10 protein-coding genes are annotated in these 12,338 nt (G+C 65.0%); 7 read left to right on the top strand and 3 right to left on the bottom strand.

What is annotated here, in order from left to right; translation table 11 throughout:
- Positions 1-60 precede the first annotated feature (60 nt).
- From mutS to RVAN_RS00510, 3 genes are all read left to right on the top strand, one after another.
- Positions 61-2,847, top strand: a complete 2,787-nt coding sequence (mutS, locus tag RVAN_RS00520; protein WP_013417802.1) for a DNA mismatch repair protein MutS — start codon at positions 61-63, stop codon at positions 2,845-2,847.
- Positions 2,848-3,166: 319 nt separating this feature from the next.
- Complete coding sequence (locus RVAN_RS00515) at positions 3,167-5,251, top strand: carbon starvation CstA family protein (RefSeq protein WP_013417801.1); 2,085 nt, start codon at positions 3,167-3,169, stop codon at positions 5,249-5,251.
- Positions 5,252-5,274: 23 nt separating this feature from the next.
- On the top strand, positions 5,275-5,469 hold the full coding sequence (locus tag RVAN_RS00510; RefSeq protein ID WP_013417800.1) for a YbdD/YjiX family protein: 195 nt from the start codon (positions 5,275-5,277) through the stop codon (positions 5,467-5,469).
- A gap of 31 nt (positions 5,470-5,500) precedes the next feature.
- On the opposite strand, the gene RVAN_RS00505 is transcribed toward RVAN_RS00510, so the two are convergent.
- Complete coding sequence (locus RVAN_RS00505) at positions 5,501-6,409, bottom strand: DMT family transporter (RefSeq protein WP_013417799.1); 909 nt, start codon at positions 6,407-6,409, stop codon at positions 5,501-5,503.
- A gap of 285 nt (positions 6,410-6,694) precedes the next feature.
- Between RVAN_RS00505 and RVAN_RS00500 the strand changes: the two genes are divergently transcribed.
- Complete coding sequence (locus RVAN_RS00500; protein ID WP_013417798.1) at positions 6,695-7,984, top strand: adenylosuccinate synthase; 1,290 nt, start codon at positions 6,695-6,697, stop codon at positions 7,982-7,984.
- A gap of 67 nt (positions 7,985-8,051) precedes the next feature.
- Here the strand turns inward: RVAN_RS00500 and RVAN_RS00495 are convergent, their stop codons facing one another.
- Positions 8,052-9,170 carry a M20 family metallopeptidase gene (locus tag RVAN_RS00495; protein ID WP_013417797.1) on the bottom strand — a complete coding sequence of 373 codons (1,119 nt, stop codon included), beginning with the start codon at positions 9,168-9,170 and terminating at the stop codon, positions 8,052-8,054.
- An 84-nt stretch (positions 9,171-9,254) separates the two neighbouring features.
- Positions 9,255-10,193: a glycine--tRNA ligase subunit alpha gene (locus RVAN_RS00490; RefSeq protein ID WP_013417796.1), complete on the bottom strand. Its 939-nt coding sequence runs from the start codon at positions 10,191-10,193 to the stop codon at positions 9,255-9,257.
- A gap of 215 nt (positions 10,194-10,408) precedes the next feature.
- On the opposite strand from RVAN_RS00490, the gene RVAN_RS00485 reads away from it, so the two are divergent.
- From RVAN_RS00485 to RVAN_RS00475, 3 genes are read left to right on the top strand one after another with little or no spacing between them, the layout of a single operon-like run.
- Positions 10,409-10,981: a CDP-alcohol phosphatidyltransferase family protein gene (locus RVAN_RS00485; protein WP_013417795.1), complete on the top strand. Its 573-nt coding sequence runs from the start codon at positions 10,409-10,411 to the stop codon at positions 10,979-10,981.
- Positions 10,972-11,229: a molybdopterin converting factor subunit 1 gene (gene moaD / locus RVAN_RS00480; RefSeq protein WP_013417794.1), complete on the top strand. Its 258-nt coding sequence runs from the start codon at positions 10,972-10,974 to the stop codon at positions 11,227-11,229. The genes RVAN_RS00485 and moaD overlap by 10 nt, the downstream gene beginning before the upstream one ends.
- A 36-nt stretch (positions 11,230-11,265) precedes the next feature.
- Positions 11,266-12,315, top strand: a complete 1,050-nt coding sequence (locus RVAN_RS00475) for a MaoC family dehydratase (protein ID WP_013417793.1) — start codon at positions 11,266-11,268, stop codon at positions 12,313-12,315.
- Positions 12,316-12,338 lie beyond the last annotated feature (23 nt).

Genomic DNA, 12,338 nt, shown 5'->3' with positions numbered 1-12,338 from the left:
GGCTCCCGTCTTCGGTAAGCTTGCGGCTCGCCCGAGTGAGTCGGCGGCGAAGGGGCGGCGATGTCTTCCATCAGACAAAAGAGCATGGCGAAAGAAGCGCCCGGGGACAGCGCTTCCCCGGATGCGCGCGCCATGCCCGACAGCGTTTCCCCGGAAACGCGCGCGACTCCCGACAGCGTTTCCCCGGAAACGCGCGCGACTCCGATGATGGCCCAATATCTCGACGTCAAGGCAAAGAACCCGGACTTCCTGCTGTTCTATCGCATGGGCGATTTCTTCGAGTTGTTCTTCGACGATGCGGTGAAGGCGGCGAGCGCACTCGGCATCCAGCTTACGAAGCGCGGCAAGCACTCGGGCGAGGACATCCCGATGTGCGGCGTGCCCGTCGCGCGCGCCGACGATTACATGCAGAAGCTCATTTTGAAGGGCTTCCGCGTCGCCGTTGCCGAGCAGCTGGAAGACCCGGAGCTTGCGAAGAAGCGCGGGCCCAAGGCCGTCGTTCGCCGCGACGTGGTGCGGCTCGTCACACCCGGCACGCTCACCGAAGACGCGCTGCTCGTCTCGGGCCGCAACAACTTCCTCGCCGCGCTCGCGAAGGTCGGCAAGGCCGTGGCCGTGCGCTACCACATCGCCGCGCTCGATATCTCCACGGGCGAGTTTCTTCTGTCGGAGGCGTCCGCACCGGACCTCGGCGGAGAGCTTCTGCGCCTGCGTCCGGCCGAAATCCTCATCGCGGAGGACGAGCTTGGCGACGGCACGTCAAAGGCCGCCGCCGAGGCTTCCGGTGCGGCGCTGTCGCCGCTATCGCGGGCCTGCTTCGGCCGCGCAAAGGGCGAACGCGCGCTGAAAGAGGCCTTCGAGGTGGCCGCGCTCGACGGGCTCGGCGACTTCACGGATGGCGACCTCATCGCCATCGGCGCGCTCCTGCATTATGTCGACCTGACACAGATGGGCGAGCGCCCTGCCCTTCGCCCGCCGCGCCGGGACGAGCCCGCCCGGCTCATGGCCATCGACGCGGCGACGCGCGCGAGCCTCGAACTCGTCCGCCCGAACAACGAAGGCGCGCCAACGGTCTTCTCCGCCATCGACCGCACGGTGACGGCGGCGGGCGCGCGCGAACTGATGAGCCGCCTCGTCTCGCCCTCCGCCGACTCCGGCCTCGTCAATGAGCGGCTCGACGCGGTGGCGGCACTGATAGAGGATTGGGCCTTGCGCGAGCGCATCCGCCATATCCTGAAGACCGCGCCCGACATGAGCCGCGCGCTGTCGCGGCTGAAACTCAAGCGCGGCGGTCCGCGCGATCTCGGCGCAATCCGCGATGGATTGCGGGCGGGCGGCGACGTGGCCGCGCTGCTCGCGGCGTCTCCGGCACAGCCCGCGCATCTGAAGCAAGCGATGACCGCGCTCGCCGCGTTCACCGGCGACGATCACGGCGGCGCTCTTGCGCGTAAGCTCGACCGGGCGCTCGTCGGCGTGGTGCCCTTCCTCACGAAGGACAGCGGCTATATCGCGACCGGCTTCGATGCCACACTTGACGGGCTTCGCGAGCTTGCATCGAGCAGCAAGGTGGTGCTCGCGAAGCTTCAGGCCGATTACGCCGCTCAAACCGGCGTCAAGACGCTCAAGATCCAGTACAACAACGTCTTCGGCTACTTCATCGAGGTGAGCCCCGGCCAAGCGTCCGCGCTGATGGGCGAGCCGCATTCCGCGTTGTTCCGACATAAGCAGACGCTGGCGAGCGCGGTTCGCTTCACCACCGACGAACTCGCGGCGCTGGAAAGCCGCATTCTCACTGCGCAGGGCGACGCGCTCGCGCGCGAGCAGGCGCTGTTCGCCGAGCTTTCCGATGCCGTGCTCGAACGGGAGGACGCCATCGCGGAAGCGGCGCAGGCGCTCGCCTGCCTCGATTGCGTCGGCGGCCTCGCGGAAATCGCGCAGGTACAGAATTACGTGCGGCCGCGCGTGGACACGTCGCGCGCCTTTCTCGTCGAGGGTGGGCGGCACCCGGCGGTCGAGCAGGCGCTTACGCGCGAGGGCGGCGCTTTCATCGGCAATGATTGCCGCCTCGATGGTGCAGGCGAGCGCGCGCCGGGCTTCCTCGTCGTGACCGGGCCGAACATGGCGGGCAAGTCTACCTATCTCCGCCAGAATGCGCTTATTGCCGTGCTCGCGCAGATGGGTTCCTACGTGCCCGCAACCTCGGCGCATATCGGCGTGGCGGATCGGCTGTTCGCGCGCATCGGCGCCGCCGACGACCTCGCGCGCGGTCGCTCGACCTTCATGGTCGAGATGACGGAGACCGCCGCGATCCTCAACCGCGCGACAGAGCGCAGCCTCGTCATCCTCGACGAGATCGGGCGCGGCACAGCCACCTTCGACGGCCTTTCCATCGCGTGGGCCGTGCTCGAACATCTGCACGACGAGACGCGCTGCCGGGGCCTCGTCGCGACGCATTACCACGAGCTGACGCGCCTCGCCGACGACCTGCCGCGCGCGGGCAATGTCCGCATGGCCGTGACGGAGTGGAAGGACACCATCGTGTTCCTGCATGCCGTCGAGGTTGGCCCGGCGAACCGCTCATACGGCGTGCAGGCGGCCAAGCTGGCGGGCGTTCCGAAGCAGGTGGTGGCGCGCGCGAAGCAGATCCTCGCGCAACTCGAAGCGGGCGCCGGGCCGCACGGACCGCTGACGCTCCCCACCGACATGCCGCTGTTTTCCGCTCCCGTCGCGCATCACGCAACAGACGCACCACATCCTGTGCTTGAGCGGCTCGCCACGCTCGATGTGGATAGTCTTTCCCCGCGCGAAGCTCTCGACCTTCTCTATGCGCTCAAGAAAGAGCTCTAGCCACGGCTCGCAATCTCAAGTTTTCGCTCGCGCAAATGTTGACGACACCTTCATGAACGCGCTGCGGCGCGCTCAGCGCCGCTCTTTTCACTGCGCGTGAAGCACCAGGCGGCCCGTCGGCCTTCTGCGCCGCGCGCCGATCCCCTGCCCACAGGCGATTTCGCCGATCACGAAATTTTAGATCGCGGGAAACCAGTCGACGATGCAAAGTCGACAAACTTTCCCCTTTTTTGCGCAATGCTGCGGCCGTTTGTCATATTCGCAAAAGCGGCAAAAGGGCAAAAGGAACCGCACGACGATGCGGCACCGGGAGGAAAAAATGAGCAGCCACGCTAGCGCTTCCCTATCGATCAGACAAATCTTGATGTGGCTTGTAGTGGCGCTTGCCGGAGCCGGTTCGCTCGGCGTCGTGGCGCTGTCCCGTGGCGAACCGATCAGCGCCGCCTGGCTCGTGATCGCCGCGCTCTGCGTTTACCTCATCGCTTATCGCTTCTACGCGCTGTTCATCTCGCGCCGTGTGCTCGGGGTCGATCCGACCCGGCCAACGCCCGCCTGGCGGCACAATGACGGCCTCGATTACGTGCCGACGAACCGCTACGTGCTGTTCGGCCACCACTTCGCGGCCATCGCGGGGGCTGGTCCACTCGTCGGCCCGGTGCTCGCGGCGCAGATGGGCTACCTCCCCGGCACGCTCTGGATCCTCGTAGGCGTCGTTTTCGCGGGCGCCGTGCAGGATATGATCATCCTGTTCTTCTCGACACGCCGCGACGGGCGCTCGCTCGGCGACATGGTCCGCTCGGAGATGGGGCCGGTGGCGGGCGGCATCGCGCTGATAGGCGTGCTGCTTATCATGATCATCCTGCTCGCGGTGCTCGCGCTCGTGGTGGTGAAGGCGCTCGTCGGCTCGCCTTGGGGCACGTTCACCGTGTTCGCCACGATCCCGATTGCGCTCTTCATGGGCGTCTATTCGCGTTTCCTGCGCGTCGGCCGCATCGGCGAGATGTCCATCATCGGCATCGCGATGCTGCTCGCGGCGCTCATGTATGGCAAGGTCGTCTCGGAAGATCCCGCGCTCGCGCATTATTTCACCCTCTCCGGCGAGCAATTGGCGCTCGCTATCATCGGCTACGGCTTCGTCGCATCCGTGCTGCCCGTGTGGCTGCTGCTCGCCCCGCGCGACTACCTCTCGACCTTCCTGAAGATCGGCACGATGGGCCTTCTCGCCATCGGCATTCTGATCGTGCGGCCGAATCTCGAAATGCCAGCCGTCACGCAATTCATCGACGGCTCGGGCCCCGTCTGGGCGGGCAGCCTGTTCCCGTTCCTGTTCATCACCATCGCATGCGGCGCGGTCTCGGGCTTCCACTCGCTGATCGCATCCGGCACGACGCCGAAGATGATCGAGAACGAGGGCCAGATCCGCTTCATCGGTTACGGCGCGATGCTGGCTGAATCCTTCGTCGCCATCATGGCGATGATCGCCGCGACAGTGCTGCATCCGGGCGTGTACTTCGCCATGAACAGCCCGGCCGCGCTGATCGGCACCGACGCGGCAAGTGCCGCGCAGGTCATTTCGAACTGGGGCTTCGTCGTTACGCCCGATCACCTGACCCAACTTGCGAAGGACGTGGGCGAGAACACGCTGCTCTCGCGCACAGGCGGCGCGCCGACGCTCGCCGTCGGCATGGCGCAGATCCTCGCCGGCTTCCTCGGCGGCCAGACGATGATGGGCATCTGGTACCACTTCGCGATCCTGTTTGAGGCGCTGTTCATTCTGACAACCGTGGACGCGGGCACGCGTGTTGCCCGCTTCATGATTCAGGACAGCGTCGGCAGCGTCGTCCCGCGCTTCAAGAACACCGAAAGCTGGGTGAACAATGTCATCGGCTCCGCGCTTGCAGTGTCCGCCTGGGGGTATTTCCTGTATCAGGGCGTGATCGACCCGATGGGTGGCATCAATACGCTGTGGCCGCTGTTCGGCATCTCGAACCAGATGCTCGCCGCCATCGCGCTTATCCTGTGCACCGTCGTCCTGTTCAAGATGAAGCGCGAGCGCTACGCTTGGGTGACGCTGATCCCGACGACGTGGCTCCTCGTCTGCACCATGACGGCGGGGCTTGAGAAGCTCTTCCATCCCGATCCGAAGATCGGCTTCCTCGCGCAGGCAAGCCGCTTCGAAACGGCGCTGGCCGAGGGTAGACTCCTCGCGCCTGCGAAGTCGGTCGGGCAGATGAACCAGATCATCTTCAACAACTACGTTGATGCGGTGATGTCCGGCCTGTTCGTGCTGGTCGTGGCGTCGATGGTGGTGTTCGGCGTCGTCGCAATGTGGCGCGCGCTCGGCTCGCCGAAGCCGACCGCCATCGAGATCGGCGGCGGCCCGCTGCCGAAAGCGGCCGAGTAAACGAGAGACAGGGAGCGCGCGTCATGCATCAGAAAGCCGGTTTCTGGAAAATGGCGGCCCAGACCGCCCGCCTCATGGTCGGCATCCCCGACTATGAAACCTACCTCGAACACAGGCGCGCCCGTCACCCGGGCGAGCCGTTCATGTCGTGGGAAGAATTCTTCAAGGAACGGCAGGACGCCCGCTACAAGGGCAAGGGCCGCTTCCGCTGCTGCTGACTCACCTCACGCGCCACCCTTGCTGAGGCCGTCACGCCTTCACGGCGACGGCCTCGCTTTTTTTCCGCGTGCCTAGCAAGACGCCCGCCACGATGAGCGCGAAGCCCGCCGCGTGAAACAGGTGAAGCTGTTCGCCGAGGGCGAGCGTTGCGAGCAGCCCCCCAAAAACCGGCACGAGAAAAAGGAACATCCCCGTGTTCGCCGGTCCCATCAATTCGACCGAGCGGTTATAGAAGACGTAGGCGAGGATGCTCGGGAAGATCGAGACATAGATGATGGCCGCCACCGCCGCTTCATCCCACACCGGCCGCGAGCCCGCGCTCCATTCCCACGCCATGAAGGGCGCGTTGCCGACCGCCGCCACGGCGTAGGTCACGAAATTGAAGCTCTGCCAGCTGATGCTCGGCCGCAATCTCACGCATGCCGTGTAGATGGCCCATGACAGCATCGACGAGATGATGAAAACGTCGCCGGGGTTGAAGTGAAAGGCCGCGAGCGAGGCGAGGTCGCCTTTCGCCACGACGATGAGCACGCCCACAAAGCCCGCCGCGAGCCCCGCGATCTGAAGACGCCCGATGCGGTCGCCGAACAGCGCCCATGCGGAAAGCGCGATGAACATCGGACCGGCTGCGTTGAGCACGAGCCCGTTCAGCGCCTCGGTCGAAGTCAGGCCGATATAGGACAGCGTGTTGTACGCCCCCGCCCCGATCGCGCCCAAAAACAGGAGAATGGCCCAATGCTCGCGGATCGCGGCACCATCGCGCTTGAGATGCGTCCACGCAAATGGCAGAAAGATGAGCGTCGCCAACGTCCAGCGCAGACAGGCCAACGTAATCGGCGGAACATGCCCCGCGATTGCGCGCCCGAGAACGAAGTTTCCCGCCCAGAAGATCGTAGTCAGCGTCATGAGCAGGCGCGGCCGGTCGAAGAATGGCGTCAAGGGCAAGTTCCTTCAGTAGGTTTCTGGACGAGCGACGATTTGGTTTTAAGCCCATGCGCGCCCGGCATGGCAATGTCTTGTGGCATGGGCTAGTCTAGTGCAGCGAATTTGACATCGATTCATCCCCGCCCGGGCTCTCATATCGAATGTCAAAATCAAAAATGCAACGGATTCAAGAAGTTGCTGGTGCTCTCAGGCGCATGATTTGCTTCGAGAGCATGCAGCACGGTGGATCGAAAATATGCGCCAGAGCATAGGCGCTTTGAAGGACATCCGGGGAACGAGATGGCAAATGTGGTCGTGGTCGGCTCGCAATGGGGCGACGAAGGTAAAGGCAAAATCGTCGATTGGCTATCCGAACGCGCAGACATCGTGGTGCGTTTTCAGGGCGGCCACAATGCCGGGCATACGCTGGTCATCGACGACAAGACCTACAAGCTTTCGCTTCTGCCCTCCGGCGTCGTTCGCGGCAAGCTGTCGGTGATCGGCAACGGCGTCGTCGTCGATCCGTGGGCGCTGGAGCGTGAAATTGCAGAGGTCGCGAAGCTTGGCGTAAAGGTCACGCGCGACAATCTCCGTATCGCGGAAAACGCGACACTGATCCTGCCGCTGCACCGCGAACTCGATGCGCTGCGCGAGAACGCGGCGGGCGAAGGCGCCATCGGCACGACGAAGCGCGGCATCGGCCCAGCCTATGAAGACAAGGTCGGCCGCCGCGCGATCCACGCCGTTGACCTGCTCGACCTCAAGACGCTGCCCGCCAAGATCGACCGCGCGCTCGTTCATCACAACGCGCTGCGGCGCGGGCTTGGCCAGCCGGAGATCGACCGCGACGCGCTCCTCGCGGAACTCTCCGCCATCGCCCCGATGATCGCGCCCTATGTCGAGCCGGTCTGGCAGCTTCTCGACCGCTACAAGCGCGAGGGCAAGCGCATCCTGTTCGAGGGCGCGCAAGGGTCGCTGCTCGATGTCGATCATGGCACCTACCCTTATGTGACGTCGTCCAACACGGTCGCGGCGAGCGCGGCCACCGGCTCCGGCCTCGGCCCCAGCTCCATCAATTATGTGCTCGGCATCACCAAAGCCTATACGACGCGCGTCGGACAGGGGCCTTTCCCGACCGAACTCACCTGCGAGGCGGGTCAGCGGCTCGGCGAGCGCGGCCATGAATTTGGCACGGTCACGGGGCGCGCACGCCGCTGCGGCTGGTTCGACGCGACGCTGGTACGCCAGACGATCAAGGTTTCCGGCATGAACGGCATCGCGCTGACGAAGCTCGATGTGCTCGACGGCTTCGACGAGATCAAGGTTGCCGTCGGTTATCGCCTCGGCCATCACGAGATCGACCGTCTGCCCGCATCGCAGGAAGCGCAGGCAAGCGTGCAGCCGATCTATGAGGTCATGCCGGGCTGGCAGGAATCGACGCAAGGTGCACGGTCGTGGGCGGACCTTCCCGCGCAGGCGATCAAATATGTGAAGCGGCTGGAGGAACTCATCGAGGCGCCCGTCGCGCTGCTCTCGACGAGCCCGGAGCGCGCGGACACGATCCTCGTCCACGACCCGTTCCAGGATTAACTGTCAAAGCCCGCGTTCCTGGAAAGCGGGCAGTGATTTACAGGCCGCCCATTTTGCGGACCACGGCCTAAAGCCCGCACCAGCGCACGATGAGGTCGGTGTAAATCGCCTCGGCCTCCTCGATGCGCTGGACGGAGCACCATTCGTCGGTCTGGTGCGCCTGTTCCGGCTCGCCGGGGCCGAGGATGACGACCGGCGGGTTGCCCATGCCGGGCTTAAGCGCGCCCGCGTCCGTGAAATACGGCGCGCCGCCGAATGTCGGTTCATTGCCCGTCACGTCGCCCACCACATGAATGACGTCCGCCATCCACGGGTCGTTCGGATCGGTCCACACCGGGTCCGCCGTGCTCATGACGTGGAACGACACGCAGCCACCCGCCGCACGCGTGAAGCGCTCCACGAGTTCCTTGCGGTCGAGGCCGGGCACGATGCGCACGTCGAGGCCGAGCCGCGCCTCGTCCGGCACCGAGTTTATATTCATGCCGCCCTTGAGCCAGCCGACATTCACCGTCGGGCGGCCGAGCACCGGATGCGAGTCGCCTGAAAAGTCGAACGCTTCGAGCGCCAACGCAGCGCGCGCCGCCTTGTAGACCGCGTTCACGCCCTGCTCGGGCATGGAGCCGTGCGCCGTGACGCCCTTCGCCACGCCTTCGAGCCAGAACACGCCCTTGTGCCCGGCAAGCGGGCGGTTAGCTGTTGGCTCGCCGATGACGATCGCGCCAGCGGGCGGCAGCAGCCCGTGCTTCTTCATATGGTTCGAGCCTTCGCAGCCGCGCTCCTCGCCCGCCGTGATGACAAGCACGAGGCCGGGCGTGCCTTCGAGCCGAGGCGCGAGCTTGACGGCCGCCGCGACAAAAGCCGCGACGCCACCCTTCATGTCACTGGACCCGCGCCCATGGACGCGCCCGAAAGCCAGCTCGCCGCCGAACGGCTCGACCGTCCACGGCGCGGCGCCGAGCGGCACGACATCGGTATGGCCCGAAAAACAGATCGGCCGCTTCTCGGAGGTGCCGCCGATGACCGCGATGAGGTTCTCGCGGTTGTCGCCGATGCTCGGGTGCTTGATCGAGAAGCCCGCCGCGTCGAGGATGCCGCCGAGATAGCGCGCGCATGGGGCTTCGTTCCCCGGCGGGTTGACGGTGTCGAAGCGGATCAGCTCTTGCGTGAGGTGGATGGCGGAAATCATGCGGCTTCGCGCTCTCCGTTTGCGGAAAGACATTACGCTATCGCATGTCGCCTTGCGCGGGAATAGCGGAGGCAGATGCGCCGCCTAAGCCGCGCCGCCGGCTTCCGTCTTGAGCCACGCCGCGCAGCACGCTTTCGCGAGGTCGCGCACGCGCAGAATATAGCTCTGCCGCTCGGTGACGGAGATCACGCCGCGCGCGTCGAGCAGGTTGAAGATGTGGCTCGCCTTGATGCACTGGTCGTAGGCGGGCAGCACCTGCAAATGTCGCGCGCCCTCCTCTTTCGGCTCGCCCGCCGCAAGCAACGCCTTGCATTCCTTCTCGGCGTCTCGGAAGCGCTGGAGCAGGATCGCGGTGTCGGCGAATTCGAAATTGTGCCGCGAATACTCCTGCTCGGCTTGCTTGAACACGTCGCCGTAGAGCACGCGCTTGTCGTCGTCGCGGCCGTTGTAGTTCAGTTTGTAGACGCTATCGACGTTCTGGATGTACATCGCGAGGCGTTCAAGGCCGTAGGTGAGTTCGCCCGCCACGGGGTCGCAGTCGAAGCCGCCGACCTGCTGGAAATAGGTGAACTGCGACACTTCCATGCCGTCGCACCACACTTCCCAGCCGAGCCCCCACGCGCCGAGCGTCGGGCTTTCCCAGTCGTCCTCGACGAAGCGGATGTCGTGGACGCGCGGATCAATGCCAAGGCGCACAAGGCTTTCGAGGTAGAGTTCCTGAATGTTATCGGGCGACGGCTTCAGGATCGCCTGAAACTGGTAATAATGCTGGAGGCGGTTCGGGTTCTCGCCGTAACGCCCGTCTTTCGGCCGCCGCGACGGCTGCACGAAGGCGGCGGACCACGGCTTCGGCCCGAGCGCGCGCAGCGTCGTCGCCGGGTGGAACGTGCCCGCGCCAACTTCCATGTCGTAGGGCTGCAGGATGACGCAGCCCTGCTCCGCCCAGTAATGCTGGAGCGTGAGGATCAGATCCTGAAAGGAATGGGCGGGGTCGAGCGTCGTTGTGGGCTTGACGTGTTTCATGGGGCGGAACCGATGGGTGCGATTTGCGCGCACGGTAGCGACGGCCGATGCGGGGATCAAGGCAATAAGCGATATCGCTTTATAGCGCTAAACGGTATCTCTTATAAGCGTGAGTAGGCGACTTCGCACACACCTGTGCTTAAATCACTGCGCTAGATTAAGGTCGCAAAAGGCGGACAATTGCATTCGCCCGCGAGCAGCTTATCTCTGCCGCGATGGAGCTAAGCTCGACACAGCGAGGCGCACACACCCTCGCAAACCTCATCACGGCGACGCGAATCGCCACCGCCGTGTTGCTCGCGCTTGCGATGCTGGGCGGATGGCCGCCCGCGCTTGCCGCGACGCTCGTCGCCTACGCCGCAACCTCCGACGCACTCGACGGGCGAATCGCGCGGGCACGACGCGAGGTCACAGCCTTCGGCGCGATGCTCGACCAACTCGCCGACAAGATCTTCATCGCGACCGCACTCGTCCTCCTCATTGCGAAAGGCGCGATCGCGGGCGCTGACATGCTGGCCGCGCTCGTGATCCTCGCCCGCGAAACCGCCGTGCTCGCGCTCCGCCGCATGGCCCGCCTCGACGGCATGGCCGCGCCGGTGAGCGCTCTCGCCAAGGTCAAGACCGCGTCTCAATATCTCGCGGTGTTTCTCCTTTTCGCCGCCGCCATCCAACCAGGCGGGCGGGTTCTCCTCGAAACTGGCCTCGCCGTCCTATGGATCGCGGCGGGCTTGAGTCTTGTCACCGCCACACATTATTTCATGCGAATGCGGGAGAACCGATGGACGTAACGATCAAATATTTCGCCTGGATGCGCGAACGTGTCGGCGTGTCGGAAGAACGCGTCGCGCTACCCGCGCATGTGGCGACCGTCGCCGACGTCGTGGCGTGGCTCACGATGCGCGGGGAGAACTACGCCGCCGCCTTCGCAAAACCCCACCTCACCCGCGCTGCCGTCGATCAGGTTCACGCGTCGCATGAGACTTGTGTCTTAGGTGCGCGGGAAATCGCGTTCTTCCCACCCGTAACGGGAGGATGATATGACGTGCCCCAACATCTTCGGACGGGGAAAACCATGAGCAAGGCACGTCAGGGCAACTATTTCGAGGATTTCAGGCTGGGGCAGGTGATCGCGCATGCGACGCCGCGCACGGTCACGGCGGGCGATGTCGCGCTCTACACCGCGCTTTACGGCCCACGTTTCGCGGTGCAGTCGTCGGACGCGTTCGCGAAGGCCAGCGGCTACGCGGCCGCGCCCATCGATGATCTGCTCGTGTTCCACATCGTCTTCGGCAAGACGGTGCCCGACATCTCGCTGAACGCCGTGGCGAACCTCGGCTATGCGGAATGCCGCTTCCTGAAGCCGGTCTTCCCGGGCGACACGCTGTCATCCACATCCGAGGTGATCGGGCTGAAGGAGAACTCGAACAAGCAGTCCGGCGTCGTCTACGTCCGCACCACCGGCCGTGACCAGACCGGCGCGCCGGTGCTGGACTATGTGCGCTGGGTGATGGTGAAGAAGCGCGACGAGGCAGCCGTTGCGCCCGCGCCGCACGTGCCGACGCTCAAGGCCGCCCTCGAACCCGCCGACCTCGGTGGCGCGCTCCCGCCGTTGACGCTCGACGGCTACGACACGGCGCTTTCAGGCAATCCCGCGCGCTGGGACGATTACGAAATCGGCGAGAAGATCGACCACCTCGACGCCATGACGCTCGAAGAAGCCGAGCATCAGCTGGCAACCCGGCTCTACCAGAACACGGCGAAGGTGCATTTCAACCTGCACGAACAGGCGCAAGGCCGCTTCAAGCGCCGCCTCATCTATGGCGGGCACATCATCTCTCTCGCCCGCGCGTTGTCGTTCAACGGGCTTGAGAACGCGTTCCACGTGGCCGCGATCAACGCGGGGCGGCATGTCTCACCGGCATTCGCGGGCGACACCGTCTACGCGTGGAGCGAGGTGCTCGACAAGCAGCCGCTGCCGGGCCGCGACGATGCGGGCGCGCTGCGGCTGCGTCTCATCGCGGCGAAGGACAAGCCTTGCACCAGCTTCCCGTACAAAGCTGGCGAGCAGTATGATCCAGCCGTGTTGCTCGACCTCGACTACTGGGCCGTGCTGCCGCGCTGAGTCTGAGGTAGGCGGGCGCTGCC

The organism is Rhodomicrobium vannielii ATCC 17100 (assembly GCF_000166055.1).
Lineage (GTDB): Bacteria > Pseudomonadota > Alphaproteobacteria > Rhizobiales > Rhodomicrobiaceae > Rhodomicrobium > Rhodomicrobium vannielii.
This window is presented reverse-complemented; position numbering and strand designations above follow the sequence as displayed.

What these genes read in the sequence shown, in the direction of transcription:
- mutS (WP_013417802.1), top strand. Translation starts at nt 61, where the DNA reads ATGTCTTCCATCAGACAAAAGAGCATGGCGAAAGAAGCGCCCGGGGAC.
- RVAN_RS00515 (WP_013417801.1), top strand. Translation starts at nt 3,167, where the DNA reads ATGAGCAGCCACGCTAGCGCTTCCCTATCGATCAGACAAATCTTGATG.
- RVAN_RS00510 (WP_013417800.1), top strand. Translation starts at nt 5,275, where the DNA reads ATGCATCAGAAAGCCGGTTTCTGGAAAATGGCGGCCCAGACCGCCCGC.
- RVAN_RS00500 (WP_013417798.1), top strand. Translation starts at nt 6,695, where the DNA reads ATGGCAAATGTGGTCGTGGTCGGCTCGCAATGGGGCGACGAAGGTAAA.
- RVAN_RS00495 (WP_013417797.1), bottom strand. Translation starts at nt 9,170, where the DNA reads ATGATTTCCGCCATCCACCTCACGCAAGAGCTGATCCGCTTCGACACC.
- RVAN_RS00490 (WP_013417796.1), bottom strand. Translation starts at nt 10,193, where the DNA reads ATGAAACACGTCAAGCCCACAACGACGCTCGACCCCGCCCATTCCTTT.
- RVAN_RS00485 (WP_013417795.1), top strand. Translation starts at nt 10,409, where the DNA reads ATGGAGCTAAGCTCGACACAGCGAGGCGCACACACCCTCGCAAACCTC.
- moaD (WP_013417794.1), top strand. Translation starts at nt 10,972, where the DNA reads ATGGACGTAACGATCAAATATTTCGCCTGGATGCGCGAACGTGTCGGC.
- RVAN_RS00475 (WP_013417793.1), top strand. Translation starts at nt 11,266, where the DNA reads ATGAGCAAGGCACGTCAGGGCAACTATTTCGAGGATTTCAGGCTGGGG.